General features: G+C 67.5%; 24 protein-coding genes. 8 read left to right on the forward strand and 16 right to left on the reverse strand.

All coding sequences use genetic code 11. From position 1 onward, the window contains the following. The first annotated feature begins 26 nt into the window (after positions 1 to 26). From AC57B5_RS01485 to AC57B5_RS01495, 3 genes are all read left to right on the forward strand, one after another. Entirely contained in the window at positions 27 to 1,013 is a 987-nt protein-coding gene (locus AC57B5_RS01485; protein ID WP_065346291.1) for a Bug family tripartite tricarboxylate transporter substrate binding protein, read from the forward strand. A gap of 137 nt (positions 1,014 to 1,150) precedes the next feature. Then, entirely contained in the window at positions 1,151 to 2,347 is a 1,197-nt protein-coding gene (locus tag AC57B5_RS01490) for an aminotransferase-like domain-containing protein (protein WP_230356014.1), read from the forward strand. Beyond that, positions 2,344 to 2,601, forward strand: a complete 258-nt coding sequence (locus AC57B5_RS01495; protein ID WP_088165271.1) for a SlyX family protein — start codon at positions 2,344 to 2,346, stop codon at positions 2,599 to 2,601. The genes AC57B5_RS01490 and AC57B5_RS01495 overlap by 4 nt, the downstream gene beginning before the upstream one ends. Before the next feature lie 55 nt (positions 2,602 to 2,656). Here the strand turns inward: AC57B5_RS01495 and AC57B5_RS01500 are convergent, their stop codons facing one another. From AC57B5_RS01500 to AC57B5_RS01510, 3 genes are all read right to left on the reverse strand, one after another. Continuing rightward, positions 2,657 to 2,791, reverse strand: a complete 135-nt coding sequence (locus AC57B5_RS01500) for a DUF3149 domain-containing protein (protein ID WP_012204679.1) — start codon at positions 2,789 to 2,791, stop codon at positions 2,657 to 2,659. A 238-nt stretch (positions 2,792 to 3,029) separates the two neighbouring features. Next, positions 3,030 to 4,457, reverse strand: a complete 1,428-nt coding sequence (locus AC57B5_RS01505; protein ID WP_496398561.1) for a M20 family metallopeptidase — start codon at positions 4,455 to 4,457, stop codon at positions 3,030 to 3,032. Continuing rightward, positions 4,454 to 5,482, reverse strand: coding sequence for a tripartite tricarboxylate transporter substrate binding protein BugE (locus tag AC57B5_RS01510; RefSeq protein ID WP_447916251.1), 1,029 nt, complete (start codon positions 5,480 to 5,482; stop codon positions 4,454 to 4,456). Before AC57B5_RS01510 ends, AC57B5_RS01505 begins: the two co-directional genes overlap by 4 nt. A gap of 191 nt (positions 5,483 to 5,673) precedes the next feature. Between AC57B5_RS01510 and AC57B5_RS01515 the strand changes: the two genes are divergently transcribed. Together AC57B5_RS01515 and AC57B5_RS01520 are read left to right on the forward strand one after the other, a co-directional pair. Beyond that, the gene (locus AC57B5_RS01515) at positions 5,674 to 6,663 is read left to right on the forward strand and encodes a LysR substrate-binding domain-containing protein (protein ID WP_492802636.1); all 990 of its coding nucleotides are present in this window, start codon (positions 5,674 to 5,676) and stop codon (positions 6,661 to 6,663) included. Positions 6,664 to 6,779: 116 nt separating this feature from the next. Further along, positions 6,780 to 7,319 (forward strand): DUF2721 domain-containing protein, encoded by a 540-nt coding sequence (locus AC57B5_RS01520; RefSeq protein ID WP_051941074.1) that lies wholly within the window; start codon positions 6,780 to 6,782, stop codon positions 7,317 to 7,319. Positions 7,320 to 7,349: 30 nt separating this feature from the next. Here the strand turns inward: AC57B5_RS01520 and AC57B5_RS01525 are convergent, their stop codons facing one another. The 7 genes from AC57B5_RS01525 to AC57B5_RS01555 form a co-directional block, all read right to left on the reverse strand. Then, on the reverse strand, positions 7,350 to 7,799 hold the full coding sequence (locus AC57B5_RS01525; protein ID WP_269447115.1) for a type IV pilin protein: 450 nt from the start codon (positions 7,797 to 7,799) through the stop codon (positions 7,350 to 7,352). A 2-nt stretch (positions 7,800 to 7,801) separates the two neighbouring features. Next, positions 7,802 to 11,116, reverse strand: coding sequence for a PilC/PilY family type IV pilus protein (locus AC57B5_RS01530; RefSeq protein WP_496398562.1), 3,315 nt, complete (start codon positions 11,114 to 11,116; stop codon positions 7,802 to 7,804). A 10-nt stretch (positions 11,117 to 11,126) separates the two neighbouring features. Next, complete coding sequence (locus AC57B5_RS01535) at positions 11,127 to 11,684, reverse strand: pilus assembly PilX family protein (protein WP_179217907.1); 558 nt, start codon at positions 11,682 to 11,684, stop codon at positions 11,127 to 11,129. 2 nt (positions 11,685 to 11,686) lie between these two features. After that, positions 11,687 to 12,787: a PilW family protein gene (locus tag AC57B5_RS01540; RefSeq protein WP_496398563.1), complete on the reverse strand. Its 1,101-nt coding sequence runs from the start codon at positions 12,785 to 12,787 to the stop codon at positions 11,687 to 11,689. After that, positions 12,784 to 13,272: a type IV pilus modification protein PilV gene (gene pilV, locus AC57B5_RS01545; protein ID WP_496398564.1), complete on the reverse strand. Its 489-nt coding sequence runs from the start codon at positions 13,270 to 13,272 to the stop codon at positions 12,784 to 12,786. Before pilV ends, AC57B5_RS01540 begins: the two co-directional genes overlap by 4 nt. Positions 13,273 to 13,291: 19 nt before the next feature. Next, positions 13,292 to 14,134 carry a GspH/FimT family pseudopilin gene (locus tag AC57B5_RS01550; RefSeq protein WP_496398565.1) on the reverse strand — a complete coding sequence of 281 codons (843 nt, stop codon included), beginning with the start codon at positions 14,132 to 14,134 and terminating at the stop codon, positions 13,292 to 13,294. A 450-nt stretch (positions 14,135 to 14,584) separates the two neighbouring features. Then, complete coding sequence (locus AC57B5_RS01555) at positions 14,585 to 15,490, reverse strand: HTH-type transcriptional regulator ArgP (RefSeq protein ID WP_012204684.1); 906 nt, start codon at positions 15,488 to 15,490, stop codon at positions 14,585 to 14,587. Between the two features lie 70 nt (positions 15,491 to 15,560). On the opposite strand from AC57B5_RS01555, the gene AC57B5_RS01560 reads away from it, so the two are divergent. Then, positions 15,561 to 16,211, forward strand: coding sequence for a LysE/ArgO family amino acid transporter (locus AC57B5_RS01560; RefSeq protein ID WP_496398566.1), 651 nt, complete (start codon positions 15,561 to 15,563; stop codon positions 16,209 to 16,211). 9 nt (positions 16,212 to 16,220) lie between these two features. Here AC57B5_RS01560 and AC57B5_RS01565 read toward each other — a convergent pair whose 3' ends face one another. Both AC57B5_RS01565 and AC57B5_RS01570 read right to left on the reverse strand, forming a co-directional pair. Beyond that, a complete protein-coding gene (locus AC57B5_RS01565) occupies positions 16,221 to 16,532 on the reverse strand; it encodes a hypothetical protein (RefSeq protein WP_496398567.1) in 312 nt (103 codons plus the stop codon). A 30-nt stretch (positions 16,533 to 16,562) separates the two neighbouring features. After that, on the reverse strand, positions 16,563 to 17,060 hold the full coding sequence (locus tag AC57B5_RS01570; protein WP_013803176.1) for an Lrp/AsnC family transcriptional regulator: 498 nt from the start codon (positions 17,058 to 17,060) through the stop codon (positions 16,563 to 16,565). 108 nt (positions 17,061 to 17,168) lie between these two features. Between AC57B5_RS01570 and AC57B5_RS01575 the strand changes: the two genes are divergently transcribed. Then, positions 17,169 to 18,071 (forward strand): EamA family transporter, encoded by a 903-nt coding sequence (locus tag AC57B5_RS01575; protein WP_034391880.1) that lies wholly within the window; start codon positions 17,169 to 17,171, stop codon positions 18,069 to 18,071. A 97-nt stretch (positions 18,072 to 18,168) separates the two neighbouring features. Here the strand turns inward: AC57B5_RS01575 and AC57B5_RS01580 are convergent, their stop codons facing one another. Further along, entirely contained in the window at positions 18,169 to 18,954 is a 786-nt protein-coding gene (locus AC57B5_RS01580; protein WP_012204689.1) for a MetQ/NlpA family ABC transporter substrate-binding protein, read from the reverse strand. 196 nt (positions 18,955 to 19,150) lie between these two features. Between AC57B5_RS01580 and AC57B5_RS01585 the strand changes: the two genes are divergently transcribed. Further along, the gene (locus AC57B5_RS01585) at positions 19,151 to 19,369 is read left to right on the forward strand and encodes a DUF3820 family protein (RefSeq protein ID WP_063326593.1); all 219 of its coding nucleotides are present in this window, start codon (positions 19,151 to 19,153) and stop codon (positions 19,367 to 19,369) included. A gap of 66 nt (positions 19,370 to 19,435) precedes the next feature. Here the strand turns inward: AC57B5_RS01585 and AC57B5_RS01590 are convergent, their stop codons facing one another. The 3 genes from AC57B5_RS01590 to AC57B5_RS01600 all read right to left on the reverse strand — a co-directional run bounded on the left by AC57B5_RS01590 (position 19,436) and on the right by AC57B5_RS01600 (position 21,730). Then, positions 19,436 to 19,966 carry an ABC transporter substrate-binding protein gene (locus AC57B5_RS01590; RefSeq protein ID WP_141833792.1) on the reverse strand — a complete coding sequence of 177 codons (531 nt, stop codon included), beginning with the start codon at positions 19,964 to 19,966 and terminating at the stop codon, positions 19,436 to 19,438. A 305-nt stretch (positions 19,967 to 20,271) separates the two neighbouring features. Then, entirely contained in the window at positions 20,272 to 20,985 is a 714-nt protein-coding gene (serB, locus tag AC57B5_RS01595; RefSeq protein WP_012204694.1) for a phosphoserine phosphatase SerB, read from the reverse strand. A gap of 79 nt (positions 20,986 to 21,064) precedes the next feature. After that, entirely contained in the window at positions 21,065 to 21,730 is a 666-nt protein-coding gene (locus AC57B5_RS01600; protein WP_349613091.1) for a hypothetical protein, read from the reverse strand.

Consider the following 21,730-nt stretch of genomic DNA (forward strand, 5'->3'; position numbering starts at 1 on the left):
CCCTCGTCCCCCAGGAGATCCGCGCCATGGCCTTGTCCCGTTCCCGTTTTCTGTCGTGTCTGATGGCCGGTGCCACGGCACTTGCGCTGCCCGCAGCCAAAGCCCAGCCCCAGTCCTACCCGGATCGTCCGATCAAGCTGGTCGTGCCGTTTGCGCCGGGCGGCGCCACCGACATCCTGGGCCGGCTGCTGGCCACCTCGCTGGGTGAGCGGCTGGGCCAGCCCGTGGTCGTGGAAAACCGCCCCGGTGCAGGCACGGTGGTGGCGGGCGCGCTGGTGGCCAAGGCGCCGCCCGACGGCTACACGCTGCTGCTGGGCGCCAGCACCACGCTGACGCTCAACCCCGCCATCCGCAACCCGCTGCCCTATGACCCGCTGCGCAGCTTCACGCCGCTGGGGCTGGTGGCCGACATGGGCCTGGTGCTGGTGGCCCATAACGAAACGCCTGCACGCACGCTGCCCGAACTCGTGGCCCTGGCCAAGGCCGACCCCGACAAGCTGTCCTACGGCTCCTTCGGCACGGGATCCTCGGTGCACTTCGGCGGCGAAATGCTCAAGACCGCCACGGGTATGCGCATGGTGCATGTGCCCTTCAATGGCAGCTCGCCCAGCCTCACCGCGCTGATGGGCGGCCAGGTGCAGGTGGCCGTGGACACGGTGGTGGCCACCACGCCGCTGATCAAGGCCGGCAAGATCCGTCCCATCGCAGCCCTGGGCCCGCAGCGCCTGGCCCTGCTGCCCCAGGTGCCCACCGTGGCCGAAAGCGGCTACCCGGGCTTTGCCATGGACACCTGGTTTGCCTTCCTCGCCCCGGCCGGCCTGCCCGCACCCATCCAGAAGAAGCTGGAAAAGGCGCTGGCCGACGCCATGGCCGAGCCGGCCATGAAGAAGAAGCTGGTGGACATCGGCCTGTCGCCCGCATGGGGTCCGGCCAGCGCGCTGCAGGAGCGCATAGAGCGCGAACTGCCGCAAATGCGCGCCGTGGCCGCCAGAGCCGACATCAAGGTGGATTGAACGCAGCTGCCTTCCGGGAGAGAGGGGGAAGTCGCGAATCGACTCAGGGGGCTTCTAATCGTGCAGGAAAGCTGCGGCAGGATTGGCGACAATGCAGGCTTCGCCTTTTCATTGCACCGACAAAGAGACTCCTGCCCATGCAATTCGCCGACCGTCTGAACAACGTAGAAACCTCCGCCATCCGCGAGCTGTTCAAGCTGCTGGGCAAGCCCGGCATCATCAGCTTTGCGGGTGGTTTCCCGGACAGCGCCATGTTCGACGTGGCAGGCATCAGCGCCGCCTCCCAGGCCGCGCTGCAGCAGGAGCCGGGCGCCGCGCTGCAGTACGGTGCGACCGAGGGCTACCAGCCGCTGCGCGAGCAGATCGCCGCCTTCATGGCCGGCAAGGGCGTGCGCGAGCTGGCCCCCGAGCAACTGGTGGTGACCACGGGCAGCCAGCAGGCGCTGGACCTGCTGGGCAAGACCATGATCAACCCCGGCGACAAGGTCATCGTCGAAGGCCCGACCTTCCTGGCCACCATCCAGTGCTTCCGCCTGTACGGCGCCGAAGTCATCAGCGCGCCCATCGATGCCGAAGGCGCCCAGGTCGATGCGCTGGAAAAGCTCATTGCCGAGCACCGCCCCAAGCTGGTCTACCTGATCCCCACCTTCGGCAACCCCAGCGGCGCCATGCTGAGCCTGGAGCGCCGCAAGAAGGTGCTGGAGCTGGCCGTCAAGTACCAGACCCTGGTGGTGGAAGACGATCCCTACGGCGACCTGTATTTTGGCGAAGCGCCTCCGCCCAGCCTGCTGGCGCTGTCCAGCGAGGTGCCCGGCAGCCGCGACTGGCTGGCGCACTGCGGCTCGCTGAGCAAGGTGCTCAGCCCCGGCCTGCGCATTGGCTGGCTGGTGGCCCCGGCCGAGCTGCTGGGCCGCGCCGTGATGTGCAAGCAGTTCAGCGATGCCCACACCAGCACCTTTGCCCAGGCCACGGCCGCGCAGTACCTGAAGTCCGGCGCCATGCCCGCCACGCTGGCCCATGTGCGCGAGGTCTATGCGCGCCGCGCCAAGGCCATGGGCGATGCGCTGCGCGAGCACCTCGGCGATGCCGTGGAATTCCTGCAGCCCCAGGGCGGCCTGTTCCTGTGGGTGCGCCTGACCGGCAAGGGCGGCGCGCTGGCCGATGCCGGTGAGCTGGCCAAGCGGGCCATTGCCCAGGGCGTGGCCTTTGTGCCGGGTGCGCCATTCTTTGCGCAAAACCCCGATGCCACCAGCTTCCGCCTCTCGTTCGCCACGGCTGACGAGGACAAGATCCGCGAAGGCATCGCCCGCCTGGCCCAGGCGCTCAAGGCATGAGCGTGGCTGACGACGCAGAACACGGCGGCGGGCACGCAGACGCCGGTGCCCTGCAGGCGCGCGTGATGGAGCTGGAGATCAAGGCCAGCTACACCGAAGACCTGCTGGAGCAGCTGAACCTGACCATCTACCGCCAGCAGCAGCAGATCGACCGGCTGCTTGACGAGCTGCGCGACCTGCGCCGCCGGGTGCCCGAAGGCGGACCCGCCGGCGGCGCGACCAATCTGCGCGACGAGCTGCCCCCGCACTATTGAGTGCGCAGGGCTGCTGCGTGCGAATGCCCAGGCCAGCCCCTGCCTGGGCATTTCTTCATTCAAGCGGCTTGTTGGCCACGTGCTTCATCTTGCCCAGGAACAGGCGCAGGAAAAAGCCCGCCATGATCAGCATGAAGACGATGGCGCCCAGGCTCATCAGGCCGTAGTCGGTGGAAAAAAGATCAATCATCAGCTTCACAAGTCCTCCTGTGGTTTGTTGGTATCGGTGGGGTCCCGATCCAACTATCGCCGTGGCCTGGCGCGGAGGGCTTGTGATGGGTCAACGCGGCGGCGGGGTGGGTTTGCGGCAGCGCAAAGGGGCAAGCCCGGGCAAGCCCCGGCAAGCCCGGGCAAGCCCCGGCAAGCCCGGGCAAGCCCGGGAACTGGGCATCGGGTACGAGTCGATCATCCAGGGCGAGCCAAGCCCATCACCCCCGCATGAACGGCAAGGGCACCTCCGCAGGAATCGGGCACACATAGGGTCTGCCGCCCCGGCGCTCAAGCAGCTCCGCCTTGGCCTGGGCAATGCGTTCGGGCTGCTCCAGCAAGGCGATGGCCGTGGCCGCCAGCACCTGGGCGGCGCGCACCATGCCTGCGTGGGCCAGGCCGGACTGGCCTTGCGAGACCATCTGCCAGGAATGCAGCGGCGTGCCGAAGGCGTAGCAGGCCACCCAGGCCTGGACGGTGGGCGTGATCCAGCTCACATCGGCCACGTCGGTGGAGCCGAACAGGGTGTCCTCCACGGCAGGATCGTAGGGCGCCAGGCCTTCGAACACGGCCGGCACCTTGCCGCGCAGCACGCTGGCCAGCGGGCGGCTGACCTGGTCCACGTCGTTGCTGTCCAGCGTGGCCTGGAAGTCTCCGGCCAGGCGATGCAGGCCGGGGTCCACGTGCAGCGGGCCCAGGGCCTGCATCTGCGCATACATCACCTGGTTCAGCGTGCGGTTCTGCAGCAGGTTGGAGCAGGCCTTGTCAAAGACGATCTCCAGCCGGCAGTCCGTCATCAGCGCGGCGCCGCGCGCCACGTTCTGCACGCGCTCGTACAGCGCTGCTGCCTCGTGGTTGCGCGCGGCCCGCACCAGGTACAGCACCTCGGCACGCGCCTGCACCACGTTGGGCGACAGGCCGCCCGAGTCGGTGATGGCGTAGTGCACGCGCGCATCGGTGGGCATGTGCTCGCGCAGGTAGTTCACGCCCACGTTCATCAGCTCCACGGCGTCGAGCGCGCTGCGGCCCAGGTGCGGGGAATGCGCGGCATGCGCGGCCTTGCCGTGGAAGATGAATTTCGCCTGGATGTTGGCCAGCGTGCTCTGGCTGAACACGCCGGTGAAGCTGGCCGGGTGCCAGGTCAGCGCCGCGTCCACATCGTCGAAGACCCCGGCGCGCGCCATGAAGGTCTTGCCCGATCCGCCTTCCTCGGCCGGGCAGCCGTAGTAGCGCACGCGTGCCTTGGCGCCGCTGCGGCGCAGGTGCTCCTGCAGCGCAACGGCCGCGAAATGCGCCGAGGTGCCCAGCAGATGGTGGCCGCAGCCGTGGCCCGCCAGGCCCGGGCTGTCTGTCGAAGGCGTGCAGACCAGGGCGCCGCTTTGCTGGTTCAGGCCCGACAGCGCGTCGTACTCGCCCAGGAAGGCCAGCACCGGGCCCTCGTCGCCCCATTCGGCCAGGAAGGCCGTGGGAATGCCGGCCACGCCACGCGTGATGCGAAACCCGGCCTGCTCCAGCGCATCGATGTGCAGCCGGGCAGAAGCGGTTTCGGCATAGCGCAGCTCGGCCAGGGACCAGATGCTGTCGGCCAGGGCCGCCATGCGCGGGGACTGCTGCTGGAAGAAGTCCTGGAGATGCTCGACTGCGCTCATTCCGGCTTCACCCCTGCCTTGTCCAGCAGCGCCTTGTTGCGCTGCAGTTCGCTGGCGATCTGGGCGGGGAAGCGGGCCTGGTCCATCTCGGTGACCGAGGCGCCCAGCAGCTTCAGGTGCTTTTGCACCTCGGGCAGGCGCACGGCCTTCACCGACGCATCCTGCAACTGCCGGACGATGGCCGGTGGCGTGCCGGCCGGCACGACCAGCCCGAACCAGCTGATGCCCAGTTCGTTGAGCTGCGCGTAGCCCAGCTCCTTGAAGGTGGGCACATCGGGCAGGTCGGGCGAGCGGCTGTCGCCCGACAGCGCCACGGGGATGAGCTTGCCGCCCTTGATCTGGGGCATGGCCGAAGGCAGCTGGTCGGTCATCACCTGCACCATGCCGGCCAGCGCATCGTTGAGCGCCGGCCCGTTGCCGCGGTAGGGCACGATCTGCACCTGGGTCTTCATGGTCTCGTTGAAGGACGCCACCATCAGATGGCCCAGCGTGCCCAGGCCCGGAACGCCCGCGCTGTAGGCGCCGGGCTGGGCGCGCAGCTTGGCCAGAAAGCCCGGGAAATCCTTGACGCCCATCTTGGGGTGGACCATGTAGACCGAAGGCATGGTTACCAGGTTTGCCACGGGCAAAAGCCTGCCTTCCAGCTTGGCGGCGCGCGTGTACAGCGAGGGATTGATGGTGGCCGTGCTCACCGTGGCCATGCCGATGGTGTAGCCGTCAGGCGCGGCCTGGGCAATGCTTTCGGTGCCGATCAGGCCGCCAGCGCCGGCCTTGTTGTCCACCACCACGGGCTGGCCCAGTGTGCTGCGCAGGCCCTCTGCGATCACGCGCGCAACGATGTCGGTGGAGCCGCCTGCCGCAAACGGCACGATGAGCTTGACCGGCTTGTTCGGATAGGCGTCGGCCGCATGGGCCGTGGAGGCCGTGTGGGCCAGGGTGAGGCCGCACAACACGGCGGCAAGACCGGACGTGCCCAGCGAGAGCAGGGTGCGCCGCGGCAGCTGAAAGAGGGGTTTGGCTTGCATGGCATGGGTTCCATCTACGGGGGAAGGAGCCGCAGGCCTGGGCCGCGCCGGCTCCCGATGCAGGCGACTATAGAAATCCTGCCGCCCGCGTGGGCCACGGTATTTGTGCCAAGCTATAAGCCGTTCCGATAGCTTGCCCTGCGCCGCCTGTGGCGCGCCAGGGCCTGCCTGGGGAAAACACTGAGACTCCCATGAGCAATGACTTCGATGACCGCGACGGCCTGGACGATGCGGCCACGCCCCAGGGGCGGCTGCTGTATTCGCGCCTGACCAAGCATGTGCGCCTGCGCCAGCTGCAGCTGCTGGTGGCGCTGCAGCAATGCGGCTCGGTGGTGCAGGCCGCCGCCACGCTGCACATGAGCCAGTCGGCCGCCACCCAGGCGTTGGCCGAGATGGAGCGCGTGCTGGACATCCGCCTGTTCGAGCGGCATGCGCGCGGCATACGCCCCACGCTGGCCGGCCAGACCCTCGTGGACACGGTGCGCGGCGTGCTGGCCGCACTGGAGGAGGTGGCGGAATCGCTGGCCGCCATTCGCCGGGGCGCCGCGGCCGCGCTGCGCCTGGGCGCTATTCCGGCGGCAGCCCTGGCCATTCTTTCGCCCCTGCTGGCGCGGTTCTATGCCGAGCACCCCGAGGTGCATGTCGATGTGCACGAAGACGCCAGCACCCGGCTGCTGTCCCAGCTGCTGGGCGGCGGGCTGGACGCGGTGTTCTGCCGCGAGCCGGCGCTGCTGCCCGGCCCCTTCGCCTTCGAGCCGCTGCTGGCCGACACGGCCGTGGTGGTGGCCGCACGCTCGCATGCACTGGCCGGGCGCCGCGATGTATCGCTGCAGGCCTTGACCGGCGCGCGCTGGGTGCTGCCCACGGCCAACATCGCCGTGCGCGGGATTTTCGAGGCCGAGGTGCTCCAGGCGCTGCCCGATGCGCCCTGGTTTCCTGTCTCCACCGTTTCCCTGCCGATACTGGAAGGCCTGTTGAGCCAGCCCGGAGCCGTGGCCCTGGTGCCACTGAGCATTGCGCCGGGCCTGCAGACCCATGCGCGCGTGTGCCGGCTCGATGTGCGGCTGACGGGCAGGTTGGCGCCCCTGGGCGTGGTCTGCCGGCGCGACCAGGCGCCCGCCCTGCTGACCGAGATGCTGTCGCTGTGCCGGCAGATGCTGCCAGCGCCACCGGCCCGCTGAATGCCAAAAGCTGGCGACATGGCTTCTTGCGGCCCCCGCTTGCGGCCACAATACTGTCCGCGCGAAAACACGGCAGCATGGCCGCACCAGACAACAGAAAGCACGCAGAGGACCGCATGATCAATTGGTCGCTAGACGCCGATACCGTCACCCACAGCATCCAGCTGGCGCTGGCGCCGGTGTTCTTCCTGACGGCCGTGGCCGGCATGATCGGCGCCGTGGCCGGGCGGCTGGCCCGCATCATCGACCGCGCGCGCAAGCTGGAAGAACTGCTGCGCAACCCGCAGGAAGAGGACTTCATCGCGCGCAGCCTCACGGAACTGCACTTTCTGCGCAAGCGCGGCCGGCTGGCCAATGTCTGCATAGGGCTGCTGACCGTCTGCGGCTTTTGCATCGGCCTGACCATTGCCCTGCTGTTCCTGGGCGAGGCCTACGGCATCAACGGCCATGGCTATGCGGTGCTGGGCTTTCTGTTCGGCGTGCTGATGTTTCTCTCGGCCCTGGCCTGCTTTCTCTGGGAAACCATCATGGCCACCAGCCTGCTGGACTTCCACACCCTGACCCGCGTGCGCGCGGCCGTGCGCACCATACAGCGGCCCGAGCCTGCCGGGCCCGGGGCGCCGGCCCCGAGCCCTGGGCCGGGCAGCGAACCCTGAGCGCGGCTGCCGGGCCACGCTGCGCGGCTGCTACCAGCAATCGCGCGCAGGCAGGGTGCCATTGCGGACCCCGCCCACGCCCAGGTGGTCGTAGGTGAAGGTATGGCATTTGTCGCTGAGCTGGCTTCGCAGCGGCGAGGCAATGAGGGTGTAGCTCGATGCGGTGGGGTCAGGGCTCAGCGACAGTTCGTAGAAACCGTCGGGAGATCGGCTGGCATAGACGCCGGTGCCTCCCAGCGTCGCACCCTCGTAGGTCAGGTTGGCGGAAAAGTACTTCTCCATGGCGCCTGCGGCCTCCAGCAAGGCGCGCCTGCCATCGGTGCGGCGGGACTTGCGCAGGTATTCGGCATAGCTGGGATAGGCGATGGCCGACAGGATGCCGATCACGGCCACCACCACCATCAGCTCGATCAGGGTGAAGCCGCCTGCCGCCCGGCGGCGGCGGCCGGGCGTCGGCAACGGGTTGTTCTGCATGCCCATGGTCAGTCCAGGCCCAGCGGATGGATGTCGGCCGGGGTGTCCTCGCGCCAGGAAATGCGCCTGTTGCTCAGCGGCCCCTTGCTTTCGGCCAGCGACTGCAGGCCTGCGGTGCTGTTCATGACCTTGGTTTCCTGCTTGCCGTTGTTCAGGATGGCGGGCTGCGAGCTGATGCCCTCCAGCCGCGCGCCCCCGGTGGCGCGGTCGTTGTCGCCGTAGCGGTCGCTGCCGTCCACCGTACCGTCGCCGTTGATGTCGAACAGGCCGTCGGCATACTTCTCCGCGCCCTGGCCGTCCAGGGAGAGTTCCATCAGCCAGCTATGGCCGCCTGCCGTACACATCTGCGTGCTGGGCACGGCCGTGGTGAAGATGATGCGGTCGCGGCGCAGCATGGGATGGGTGATCAAGCGCTCGCCCGCGTCGGCCAGGGGCATGATCCAGTTCCTGTTGCCGGGGCGGCCGTCGGAGATCAGCCGCAGGGACATCTGCGTGGTGCGGCCATCGCCGTTGGCGGCGCCGGCGTCGACACTGGTGACCTTCAGCACGCTGTGGCTTGCGGAGGAGCCCCCGGTGCCTTCGTCCAGCAGGCTGAAGAAGTACTGGGATGCGGAGGCCAGGGCCGCAGCGTCATGGTCGCCGACCTCGAAGCTCTTGCCCGTGCCGTACAGCAGCTGCACGTGCGATTGCAGCGTGCCGTGGCTGATCTTGGCCTCGGGCCGCGTGGTGATGGGCTGCCCGTGGAAGCTGCCGCCCCAGGGGGTGGTCATCGGTGCAGGAGTGCCGTTGACCGAAGGAACGATCCCGTCCCCGTCCCCGCTCGCGGCCATGAGGTCGAAGCGCCACATGTTGCCCTGCAGGTCTCCCGCATAGACGCGGTCCACCAGCCCGTCGTCATCCAGGTCCACGGCAGCCGGCGTGCTCAGGCCATTGGGCCACCTGCGAGTGCTGTCTTGCACGCCTCGGCGAGTGTCCCATTTCCTGTGCAGCGCGCCGGTCTCCAGGTTGATGGCGTACAGCACGGCATTGCCGCTGGTGCTGGCCGCGCCGTCCGCCTCCACATTGTTGTAGCCGTTGCCGAACAGGGCCATCCAGCCTGCCCGGGTCCTGGCGATGGAAGGCTGCGCGAAGCTGAAGCCCATGTCCATATCGAAACCGGCCGGTCGGTTGCTGCCCGGTGCGCGCCGGTCGCGGTCGCCGAACTCCCACAGCACGACGTCCTTGGCGGCGGCTTCGGTGATCGCATCGGGATCGGTGATGTCCAGCGCGTACACGCCCTGGCCCCCTGCGCCCAGACCCCCCACGAGGATGGTCCGCCACCGGCCGCCGATGAAGGCATCGGACACCATGGGCGAGCCGTCCACGTAGAAGCGGTGGCGGTAGTTCGGATCGGACAGCTGGCGCAGGTGGGGGATCACGGTCGAGGGGACATAGGCAAAGAGCTCCTGCCCCGTATCCGCGTCGAAAGCATGCAGCATGCCGTCGTTGGCTCCCACGTAGACCATCTTGCGGCGATCGGCCCGTGCCTTGCGGAATTCGCGGTAGGAGGCCTCGGTGTAGGGCATCTCGGGCGCGCCCACATACACCGGGGCCGAGTTCACGATGTCGCCCAGCAGGCTGGTGCGCCTGCGCAGGGGTCCACGGGGCGCTTCCTGCGCCTGGCTGCCCCGCAGGTAGGCCAGCACGTCGAGCGATCCGATCTGCCTTTGCTGCTCGGGGTTCAGTGCATCCCAGGCAAAGGCCACGCCTTGGCGCGTGTCGGGCCGGTAGCTGAGGATGCGGCGTGTCGCAGGAATGCGTGCCTCCCACTGCGCCTGTTCGGCCACCGCAGTGCCTGTGATGCTGTGCGCTGACAGCGTGCCGCTCCAGTCGCGGGGATCGAAGCGTGCCTGGTAGATCCTGGTGCTGCTGGACACGTTGGTGGAGTTGGCCGCCACGGCGGCCACGCTGGAGGAGCGGGCGGCGATGTCGGCGAAGATCGCCTGCAGGGCGGTATCGAGGGTGGCGGGGTCGTTGGCCGCGAAGGCGCGCTCCGTGCCCCCGGCGGCGGCCACCTCGTTCAATTGCTCGGGATTGGTGCCGAAGGGCAGGGCGAATCCGATGACGAAGGTCTCCACGTTGGCCTCTTGCCTGAGGCGCCGCGCGGCCTCTGCCGTCTGGCGCAGGCCGGCCGCCATGTCCTGGATGATGGTGCCGTCGGGCCGGGTCGAGGGCAGGCCGTCGGTGAGCAGCACCACAAAGTTGCGGCCGCAGGACTGGGGCAGCGGATAGCAGGCGGGCACATAGCCTTCTCCGGCATTGCGCCAAAGTTCCTCGCCCTGGAAGTAGTCCAGCGCCGTCAGCAGCGTTCCCTCAAGCGGTGTGTTGCCCGCGTTCTGCAGGGGCCGGGCGGGATCACGGGGCGCGTTAAGCAGAAACTGCGAGGTGGCGAGCTTGCGTTCCAGGGCGGCCCTGTGGGCGCCGTCCAGCGGCCGGATGGGCTGGTGCAGGAAGCCGCGGCCCGGAAAGCTTGCGCTGAACCAGGCCTGTCCTATGGGGGTGTCGAAGATCTGCCTGCCGAAGTCGTAGATGCCCTGGGCATAGTCGGAGTCGGTGGGGATGAACTCTGCCTGGCCCCGGAAGTTTCGGTATCCCGCATTGCCGGTGGTGTTGGTGGCGTTGGTAGTGCCTGTCTTGCCGCTGAAGCATGAATAGACGTCCCAGGGGCCATCGACGGTCTCGTTGGTGCGGAAGCCGTCGGGATTGGCGGGCGTGGGCCCGGCGTTGGCCGTGGCGGAAAAGCAGTGGCTGGAGGTGTTGCCGCCACCATAGAACGGCAAGGCCACGTTGTAGTAGATGAAACGCCCGTTGTCGTTGGGGTTGGGAACCCTGAAGCGCTTGCGGGTGGGGCTGGCGCGCGTGCCCGTCCATTGCGGGTCGAAGTGGTTGGGGTCGTAGCTGACGTCGTATAGCGAGTTGCTCAGGCTGCGCGGGACGACGTCTTCCTGCTGGTAGGCCATCAGGCCCAAGTTCATGCGCCCCTGGTAGCGTTCGATGATGGTGCGGGCAGCGGCGCGGGCGATCTCGGACTTGCTGTCAGTGCTGTCGCTGCCTACGGCGGAGCCGTTCGGGGCCTCGTCCATGCTGTTGGAGTTGTCCATGATGAGCAGCACGTTGGGCGTGGCGTTCTGCGTGGCCATCAGGGGCGCCTGTGAGATGTTCAGTGGCACGGGGCGCGCCGGCTGCTGCGCGCGGGGGCCGGCCATGCAGGCGAGCAGCAGCATCGCCACTGCCGCCGGCAAGAGGGGGTGCTGGGCTGGCTTTTGCAGAGGGAGTTTGCGCATGGTCTTTCCTTCAATTGATGTACATGCTTTGCAGCACCACCCGCGAGGCCGGACTGCCATCGGCGCGCCGGGCCGCTCCCATGCCGATGGCCGTCACGCGAAAGACGGGAGGGCGGCCCTGGTCGGCGCCATAGCCCTGCACCACCACGCTTTGCGCAGGGGTCTCCAGCCGCTCGATGAGGTAGCGCGGTGCCGGTGCTCCCTGGGGGCCGGGGGCGGTCTGCCCGGTGTGCGTGCCCAGCGCCACGCCCAGCGTGTCCTGGGCAATGAGCGCCTCGGACCACGAGCTGCCGTCTTCCCTGGGCAGGCACAGGCCCGCTGTGCAGGCATCGTCAAAGGCCTCCAGGGCCGGGTTGCGGGTGGTGATGTCCTGCTCCCCGTCGCGCAGCGCGGCCTCGGCGGCCTGGAAGGCGATGTGCCAGTCGTTGCGGTTGCCCGTGGACCGGCCCTGCAGCAGGCCCATGTTCATGGCGGCCAGCGACAGCATCACCAGGGCCATCATGATGATCATGGTGGTGATGAGCGCCAGGCCGCCCTGTGTCCGTGTTTGTGTCCGTGTCCTTGCCATGCTCATTCCACCCGGTTTCGCAGCGTGAAGACCGCGCTGAATTCACGGTACAGCCGCCGATCGGCTGCGGTGGTGCGCTGGGGAGCGCCGTTGCTGTCGCGATAGAAGGTGTAGCTCTGGGGTGCGTGCAGCAGCGCACCCATGCCAGGCGCGGAGGCCATGAGAAGGCGCACTTCCACGGCGCGCATGGCAGGAGGCGGTGGCGGCGGGGTCGGACCCGGCGTCGTCGCTCTGCCGGCCAGGCCGGAGCCGGTGTTGTTCCATACGCTGTTGCCCGGCGCCTTTTGCTGCACGGCGGCCGAGGGCTGGCCGTGTATGGACTCGATCTTGAGATCCACGGCCCCTTCGGCCAGCATGCGGCAGCTCAGGTCATTGGCTTTGCGGTGACCGGGCTTGGGATCGATCAGGCTGCTGGAGCAGTGGATGAGGCCGGTGGCGCTGCCGTCCTTGAGCCGCCCGATGAAGAACAGGTCATTGATTGCGGGCAGCACGCGTGCGTCGCGCTTGAGGGGCGTCAGGCCGCAGGCGCCCCGGTCCGGGGAGAAGCCGGAAATTCCCGATCCGGGCGGGGGCTTGATGCAGGTATCCAGGAGCGCCCGGCGGGAAATGTAGGTCTGCGAGCAATCGGTCGCGACGACCACATCGTTGTCGCTCAGTTGCTGGCTGCTCTTGTGCGTGCCCGTACCCGCGGTCCTGAGCACGTCCGACCGGGCGCTGGCCTGGGCAGGGACATCTTCCGCGAAACTGGTCCAGGCATCCTGTGCCTGTCCGCGCCGGATGCCTATGGGGTCCAGCAGGTTCCAGTGGGGCCCGAGCCTTTCGGGCTCGGCGATGAAGGGGGGAACCTTGGTCAGGGCCGTGCTGCAGCCCGTGAAGCCCGCATTGCGCACCGCCTGGCCCATCACGCCAAAGCTCAGGCGTGCATCGCTTTGCATGCGCGCCAGTGCATTTTCATGGCGCAGCAGGCCTCTTGCGTTCACATACAGTCCCGCCAAGGCGGCCAGGAGAAACAGGGCGATGACCACCGCCACCATGAGTTCCACCAGGGTCAGGCCCTGTTGCGGGCCTTGCTGCGGGCCACGGGATGCCAGCCGATCTCTCATGGGATGACCTCGATGCTGTGTTCTTCGGGGTTTCCATCCCCGCTGCGGGGATGGCTCCAGGTCACGGTGATGAGGGTCTTGCCTTCGGCAGTCTTGACGCTGCCCTGGCCCTGGGCCAGGGCGTTGCCCAGGTCCCTTTGCCACAGGCACAGCCGGTACTGGGCATGGGCCTTGTCGTCGCCGCCTTCGCCAGGGTCGCTGCAGGATCTGGGCGCGGTGCCGCCACCGCCGTCGAAGTCGCCTGCCAGTGCGCCCCGGCGGTTGGCGCGCAGGCGTTCCACCATGTCGGCGGCCTTTTGCACGGCCGCCGTGCGCTGGTAGGAGGCATTGAGGTCGCCCAGGTTCTGATAGAGCCCCTTGAGGGTGCCCAGCAGGCCGGCGGAAATGACCACCAGGGTGACCATGACCTCCACCAGCGTGAAGCCTGCCTGCGATGCCGCAGCTGCGGCGGGGGTGGGAGCGGGGTGTGGATCCTTCCTGTCCATGCGAAGTCCTCGCTTGTGTTCAGAGGCCGGAAGCGGCGCCGGCGCAGTCCACGGCTTGCGGCTTGCGGCTGTCAGAGGCGCGGGGCAGCGGGTCGCGCGGTGCCAGGTCCTGCAGGCCACCGGCATACATGGCGATATGGCGGGCGGGCAGGTGCCGGGCGCGACTCGGGCAGGCCGTGAAGGTCACGTCGGGGTTGCAGGGGTAGGCCACGCGGTGGACCTGCTCGGCGCCCGGTGCGCCCTGGCGGGCCGTGGGCCAGCAGATCTGCCCGTCCGGAAGCGCGTGTACGGCGTGGCCCGCCGATTTCATGCCCTGGCCGCCCGTCGGATACCAGGCGAAGAGATCCACGCTGCGCACGCTGGGAAACACCCTGAGGACTTGGTCGTCCTCGTCGATCACGCGGGGGGTGCTGCCGTCGCTGAAGGCGATCAGCTCGCCGGACCAATCCTGGAGCCCCTGATAGGGACCGCTGCCGATGGTGGTGTCGCTGCAGGCCTTGCGGCCCGCGCTGGCAGGGCAGATGGTGATGCGCTGGTTGCGTCGTCCCGCCTCGTGCTGGGCCATGCGCAGGGCCGCGGACAGGCGCATCAGTGCGGACTCCTGCTGGCTGGCCTGCACCATGTCGTTCATGTTGGGGGCGGCAATGGCCAGCAGGATGACCATCACGGCCAGGGTCACCATGATCTCCACCAGGGTGAAGCCCTGGTGGCGCCCTGCGGGCGGCGCAGGCATGCCGCCGGCTTCGCGGCGCCGCTGGCATGCCGCATGCGCAATGAATGGAATGCGCAAATGAAAAGCGAAGGAGTACTCCTGCATTGCCTGTCCCGTGTATTCGTCCCTGTGTATTCCTGTGGTGGTCATAGGCGAATCCTGAATATCCGGCAATGGAGGCATTGCCGGAGATGTCGATTTCCTGGATATGGCAAGTATTTCGAGGCGCGTCTATTGCCTGGGTGATTTTCAAAAAGAGTGGCAGCTTTATGAAATTGCCTTGAGGCCCGCGAATTCTCTAGGCTCCCGGCAAATGATGTCAAGGCTTTTCAGAAAATCTGAGTCCTTCTTTTTGCCCCCGGGACGCTTGTATCCGCCTTATGGGAATGCTCCTATTTTATTTCTAGGACTGTTCCTGTTTGCATTTTCCGGGCGTGCGCGGGATTATCTGCTGACGCCGGTATTTCAGCGGCTTCAATGAATGGAAGACCTGTTTGTTTCCGGTATTGCGATGATCCCGGATTGGCAAAAACGCATTGGCCGGGGAGGTGGATTCGACGGAGTGGGCGAGGGGGAAAGAGAGGGTCGTCGATGGCCCCCTCACTCCATCGGGTCAAGACAGGCGGCTGCCGCCTGGATCACGCAGTCGGTCAGCCGCTGCAGGCTGGCCTGCGCATTGCGCGCATGGGCCCAGTACATGGGAATGTCCAGGTCGTTGCCGGGCAGCAGCTCCACCAGGCTGCCTTCGGCCAGCTGCGCGCCGATCATCAGCGGCGGGTGCATGCCCCAGCCCATGCCCAGCTCGCAGGCCCGCGTATAGCCCTGGTTGGAGGGAAGAAAGTGGCGCGGCGTGTTGCGCCGCCCCTCTGCGCCCAGGCGTTGCAGCCATTGGTCCTGCAGGCTGTCCTTGCGGCCGTAGCTCATCATGGGCGTGCGCGCCATGGCCTCGGGCGTGATGCCGTCCTTCAGGTAGCGGCGAATGAAGTCGGGGCTGGCGGCCGCCACGTAGCGCATGCGGCCCAGTGGCCAGGTATTGCAGCCGGGAATGGCCGATGAAGTGGCCGTGACGGCGGCCAGCACCTCGCCCTCGCGGATGCGCTTGGCCGTGTGGTCCTGGTCGTCGATGCTGATGTCCAGCAGCTCGTTGCCGTCGCGCGTGAAGGCGGACATGGCATCCATGAACCAGGTGGACAGCGAGTCGGCATTGACGGCCAGCTTGAGCGTGGGCAGGGCGGTCTGGCCCTCGGGGACCAGCTCCGGGTTCTTGCGGCGCAGATCGTTTTCGAGCAGGGCCACCTGCTCCAGGTGCAGGCACAGCCTGCGGCCCGCATCGGTGCCAGAGCAGGGCTGGCCGCGCAGTACCAGCACCTGGCCCACACGCTCCTCCAGCAGCTTGATGCGCTGGGAAACGGCCGAGGGCGTGACATGCAGCTTGCGCGCCGCGCGCTCGAAGCTGCCTTCGCGCACCACGGCCGCCAGGGCTTCGAGTCCGGCGTAGTCGAGCATTTAGATATTCTTCATTTGATTGAGTAAATGTAATTTTACTTAACCATTTGCCGGCCAGACAATCCCGGCCATGTGGACTGCAAATGTTTCTTCTTCCTGGCTGGCGGGCTTCACGGTCTGCCTGTCTCTCATCGTCTCCATCGGCGCCCAGAACCTCTATGTGCTGCGCCAGGCCGTGCAAGGCCAGCATGTGCGCGCCTGCGTGGCCTGGTGCGTGGTGAGCGACGTGGTGCTCATCGGCCTGGGCGTGGCGGGCATGGCCCGGCTGCTGGGCGACAACCCCGACCTGGCCCGCTACCTGACGCTGGGCGGCGCCCTTTTCCTGCTGGCCTATGGGCTGATCGCGCTGTGGCGCATGGCCATGGCGCCCGATGCGCAACTGGCGGCATCGGGCGGGCAACTGGCCCCGCGTGGCCTGCTGGGCGTGGTCTCCACGCTGGCCGTGATCACCCTGTTCAACCCCCATGTCTATCTGGACACGGTGCTGCTCATGGGCTCCATCGGCGCGCGCCAGGAAGGCGTGCTCAAGTGGGTCTATGTGGTGGGCGCCGCATCGGCCAGCCTGTCGTGGTTCGTGGCGCTGGCCTTTGCGGGCCGCCGCATGAAGCGCCTGTTCGAGAAGCCGCAGGCCTGGCGCGTTCTCGATGGCTTCACGGGCGTGATGATGCTGGCGCTGGCCTGGTGGGTGGCTGGCAGCGCGTTGGCACCGGCAGTTGGCTGACGGCGCAGATCAGTCTGGGGCCGGGGCTTGCTCGCCGGGCGCCCAGGTGCCCACGGCCTCGATGAGGTTCCAGCTGTTGCATTCGATGCAGTAGTGGCCCGTGGCGCCGGTCTTCTGGCTGGTCGCCTCGATGACGACCTTGTGGCCATGGCGCTGGGCCTCGGACAAGGGCTGGATCTTGTCGTAGTTGTATTGCTCGGCCAGGTCGCCCCGGAAGGAAATGGTGATGCGGTCGCGCTTTGGATAGTAGTCACGCTCGTACTTGTCGAGGGTGCGTGTGGCGACGAGGCGGGCCATGCTGTCCGGTGAAGGTGCGCTCAAAGCAGTCTCCTGGTGTATGTCTAGGTTGTGTCAACTTGTTTCATTGTCGGGCTTGTGTTCTGCCATCGGCAACTGCAGCCCGGTCTTGATGCGTTCCAGAGCGATCGAGGTGGTGTAGCGCCGGATGTTGTCGTCTCCGGAGAACAGCCGCGCCGCCAGCGCCTGGTACTCCTGCATATCGGCAGCCGTGACGATCAATGAATAGTCGGCTTCCCCGGTCACGTAGTAGCACTGCTGCACGGCGGGCTCGCGCGCCACGCGCGCGCGAAAGGCCAGGGACAGGTCCGGGCGCTCGTTGGCCAGCTGCACGTTGATGAGCACGGTGAGCGGACGCCCCGTGCGCACGGGATCGACCACGGCCACGTTGGCCGTGATCACGCCCAGCTCCTGCAGGCGCCGTATGCGCCGCTGCACGGCCGGTGCCGAAAGGTGGACCTGCTCGGCAATGAGGCGCTGTGGCGTGAGGTTGTCGCGCTGGAGCACGTCGAGGATGGCGCGGTCAAAAGTATCGAGTGCGATGGCGGGCATGGGGGAGGGGCGGAAAACGGATGCGGAGCGGTCGGAAAGAGCGAATATTGCGCGAAGAGGCCCCAAAACGAGCCTTTTGCATCGCTGGCCTGCAATATCGTACGGGCCATGACAACAAACACCACATGGAACCGCGCCTGGCCCCTGCTGGCCGTGCTGGGCTCGGTCACGGCATTGGGCGTGGGCACTTCACTGGCCAAGCAGCTTTTTCCGGTGCTGGGCGCCCAGGGCACTTCGGCATTGCGCGTGGGCTTTGCCGCGCTGATCCTGGTGGCCATCTGGCGGCCCTGGCGCTGGACGCTGGCCCGGCCACAGGCCTGGGCGCTGCTGCGTTTCGGCGTGGCGCTGGGCGCCATGAACCTGCTGTTCTATATGGCGCTGCGCACCATTCCCTTTGGACTGGCCGTGGCCATCGAATTCTCCGGTCCGCTGGCCGTGGCCATCTACCACTCGCGCCGGCCGGTGGACTTTGTCTGGCTGGCGCTGGCCGTGGCAGGGCTGGCCCTGATTTTGCCGATAGGGGGCGCCGGCGCGGGCGGATTGGTGCTGGAGCCCGTGGGCATCGCCTGCGCTGTGGGCGCTGCCATCTGCTGGGCGCTGTACATCCTGCTGGGGCAGCGCCTGGGCAGCATTCCCAGCGGCCAGGCCGTGTCGCTGGGCCTGGTGTTCGCCGCCATGGTGGTGGTGCCCTTTGGCGTGGCCGAGGCGGGGGCCAAGCTGCTGCAGCCGTCCATCCTGGCCTTCGGTCTGGTGGTGGCGGCCATCTCCAGCGCCTTGCCCTATACGCTGGAGATGATGGCCCTGCGCCGCCTGCCACCGGCCACCTTCGGCATCGCCCTGGCCACGGAGCCTGCGATTGCCGCCCTCATGGGCATGCTGCTGCTGCATGAGCACCTGGTGGGGACCCAGTGGCTGGCCATCGCCTGCATCATGGGCGCGGCCATGGGCAGCGCCATCACGCGGCCCGCTGCGGCGGCCAAGGCGCCGGCCGAGGTGACGCCTGCGGGTTGAGTGGCGATACCAGGGAAGGGGAATGAAAAAAGCGCTGCCGAGGCAGCGCTTTTTTTGCGGGGACATGATGCAGCCGACCGGCTGCACTCCTTGTGCCTCAGAACGCAGGAACGACAGCGCCCTTGTACTTCTCGAGGATGAACTTCTTCACGTCGGGCGTGTGCAGCGCGTTCATCAGCTTGGCGATGTTGGGATCGTTGGCACGGTCCTGGCGCGAGACCACGATGTTGGTGTAGGGCGAATCGGCGCCTTCGATGAACAGCGCATCCTTGGTGGGATTGAGCTTGGCCTCGATGGCGTAGTTGGTGTTGATCAGGGCCAGGTCCACGTCAGCCAGTGCGCGCGGCAGCAGCGGGGCTTCGAGTTCCTTGAACTTGAGCTTCTTGGGGTTCTTGGCCACGTCCAGCGGCGTGGGGGTCAGGCTCTTGGGGTCCTTGAGTTCGATCAGGCCCTGCTTGGCCAGCAGGATCAGGGCGCGGCCGCCGTTGGAGGGGTCGTTGGGGATGGCGATGGTGGCGCCGTCCTTCAGATCCTTCACGTTCTTGATCTTCTGCGAGTAACCGCCGAAGGGCTCCACGTGGACCTTGCCATTGGGCACGGCCACCAGCGAAGTCTTGCGGTCCTTGTTGTAGCTGTCCAGGTAGGGCTGGTGCTGGAAGAAGTTCACGTCCAGCTGCTTGTCCTCGACGGCCGCATTGGGCTGCACGTAGTCGCTGAATTCCTTGATCTGCAGATCGATGCCCTGGGCCTTCAGGGCCGGCTTCACATGGTTGAGGATTTCTGCATGGGGCACGGCGGTGGCGCCGACCTTGAGCACGTCGGCGGCCTGGGCCGTCAGGGCCAGCGTGGCAATCGCGATTGCGGAGAGGGCTTTCTTCAACATGACCGGAGGACTTTCTTCAACGGGTTGCAAAAACGCCGCAGGCCCGGTGGAGTGGTTCTGTATCGGGCGGTACGGCAGGCAGGCGCATAGTCTAGTGCGGCGCCAGCGGCCGCAATGAACAATTTTGCTATTTGGTTATAAGGCTGTGGCTTTTTATGCAGATTCTTGCGATGCCGCAGCGCGTACCATCGCCGCCATGGACTCCGAAATGCTGCAAAAGCTGGTGCAGGTGCACATGCCCTATGGCAAGTACAAGGGCCGGCTGATCGCCGACCTGCCCGGCAACTATCTGAACTGGTTCGCACGCGAAGGCTTCCCCAAGGGAGAGCTGGGCCAGTTGCTGGCGCTGATGCAGGAACTGGACCACAACGGCCTGTCGCACCTGCTGCAGCCGCTGCGCGCCGGGCCGCGCTGAAGCAACTGCCCTAAAAAACAAAAGGCCGCGACGGGCGCGGCCTTTTCGGGGGAAAACGCAGGCGGTTTACTTGGCGGCAGCGCGGGCGGCTTCTGCCTTGGCCTTGGCTTCGTCGGCCTTGCGCTGCAGCTCGGCTGCCTCGGTTTCAGCGGCCTTGGCCTTGGCTTCGGCTTCCTTGGCGGCGGCGTCCTTTTCAGGGGTCATCGCGCCGGCCAGCGCATTGCCGGCCATGGAGCCGGCCACGGCGCCCACGGCAGCGGCGCCCAGCGTGCCCATCATGCCCGGGCCTGCAGCACCTGCAGTGGCAGGTGCCGCTGCCGGAGCGGCGGCTGCGGCGGGCGCGGCCGGTGCGGCGGGGGTGGCAGGAGCTGCAGGGCTGGCAGGCGTTGCCGCCTTGCTGGCGGTGGGTGCCGCAGGCGCTGCGGGCTGAGCGGGGGCCTTGCCGATCGACGCCGGGCGCACGGACTTGCCGCCGCTGCCCATGCGCTTGGCCTGGGCCAGCGTGGGCACGGTCAGCGATGCAATGGCCAGGGCGATCACGGAGGCAGTGGCGCGGAACGAAGTCTTCACGGAGTTTTTTCCAATCATGGTGGTCATGTACACGGTCGGCGCAGGCGGGCCCGCGCCGGTCGGCGCGCCACAGGCTGCCCGTATGCGGGCAGCCTGTGGCCTTGTGTGTCACATGGGGATGGGGAAGGAGATTCCAAGCACCGGCGCGCGGATGCGCCGGCGTGCAGCCTGCTGTTGTAGGTGGGCCACCCGGCGCTGGGGCGGTGGCCTATGGGGCTGCGTGAAGCATTGTAGAAAAGACTGGGGCTTGCCGGAAAAGCAAGCCCACAGAACATTCTCAGCTATTGATTGCGGAGCGGCGCAGCGGCCTGCGCGCGCCCTGCCGCCCGTTTTCAGCGCAGGACTTCCAGCAGGCGGTCCAGGCCGCCTTCGGTGATGGAGACCTTGGCTTCGTTGCGCACGCGCGGCTTGGCGTGGTAGGCCACGGACAGGCCTGCGACCTGCATCATGGGAATGTCGTTGCTGCCGTCGCCCACGGCGATGCACTGGTCGGGGCGAATGCCCAGCAGCGAGGCGACTTCCAGCAGGGTGCGGCGCTTTTCGGCGCCGTCGCAGATGTCGCCCCAGGGCTGCTCGATCAGGCCGCCGGTCAGCGCGCCGTCACGCATCTCCAGCACGTTGGCACGCACGAAGTCGATGCCCAGCATGCCGCGCACATGTTCGGCAAAGTAGGTGAAGCCGCCCGAGACCAGCAGCACCTTCAGGCCCGCAGCCTGGGCTGCGCGCACCAGGGTCTCGGCGCCCGGGGAGAGCTTCAGGCGCTCGGCCAGCACGCGGGCCATGTCGGCCTCGGTCACGCCGACGAGCTTGCCCACGCGCTGGCGCAGGCTGTCCTTGAAGTCGGTGATCTCGCCGCGCATGGTGGCTTCGGTGATGGCCGAGACCTCGGCCTTTTTGCCGGTGGCGTCGGCGATCTCGTCGATGCACTCGATGGTGATCAGCGTCGAGTCCATGTCGAACGCGATGAGCTTGTAGTCGGCCAGCTTCAGTGGCGGCTGGATGCCGCGGATCAGCAGTCCGGGCGCGAATTCGGTGACATCGGTCATGGATGGGGCAGCAAAAAGGGGACGGGCCGCCGGGCTGGCGGGAAACAGGCGCAGATCATATCCAGTGGCGGGCCTGCCGTCAGGCTGCGGGCGGCTGGCGCAGGTAGATGGCGTCCGACCAGGTGGCCAGCCATTGGGGGCGAAACACCACGAAGATGGCGGTGACCATGCCGGTGACCACGGCATCGCCCCAGGCCATGAGCCAGCGCGCGATGCGTGACAGATCCTCGTTGACGCCGGGCAGGGCGTGGCCCGCCGCCTGGGCCAGCAGCGCGGCGATGAAGACGCACAGCACCGTGCCCGCAAAGCCGCGCGCGAGGATGTAGACAAAGATCTGATGCGGCAGCCAGCGCCGCAGCGCCGCACCCCAGAGCATGGCCAGCGTGGCAGGCACGATACCCTGCCAGACCGCGATGCCCAGCGCATCGCCCCAGCCCAGGGCCGGCGACAGCAGGGCGGCCAGCGCGCCCACGATGAGCAGCAGCGGCACGGCCAGCGGCCAGCCCAGCATGAGCACCACCAGCGGCGCCGATGACCACTGCAATTGCAGCGGCATGCGGTGCAGCGTGGGCAGGGCCCAGATCCAGGGCAGCAGCACGAGCACGCCCAGCAGCGGCGTGATCAGGGGCGAGGCCATGCGGTCCTGCGGGCCGCCCGGACCCGGGCGGCCGGCCAGCATGCGCCAGGGGCGCAGCCACAGCGCGGTGGCCAGGGCCAGCAGGGCGATGCTCGCTTCGAGGAACAT

The sequence above is a fragment of the Delftia sp. BGA-UO-ETr-SB1 genome, assembly GCF_059567865.1.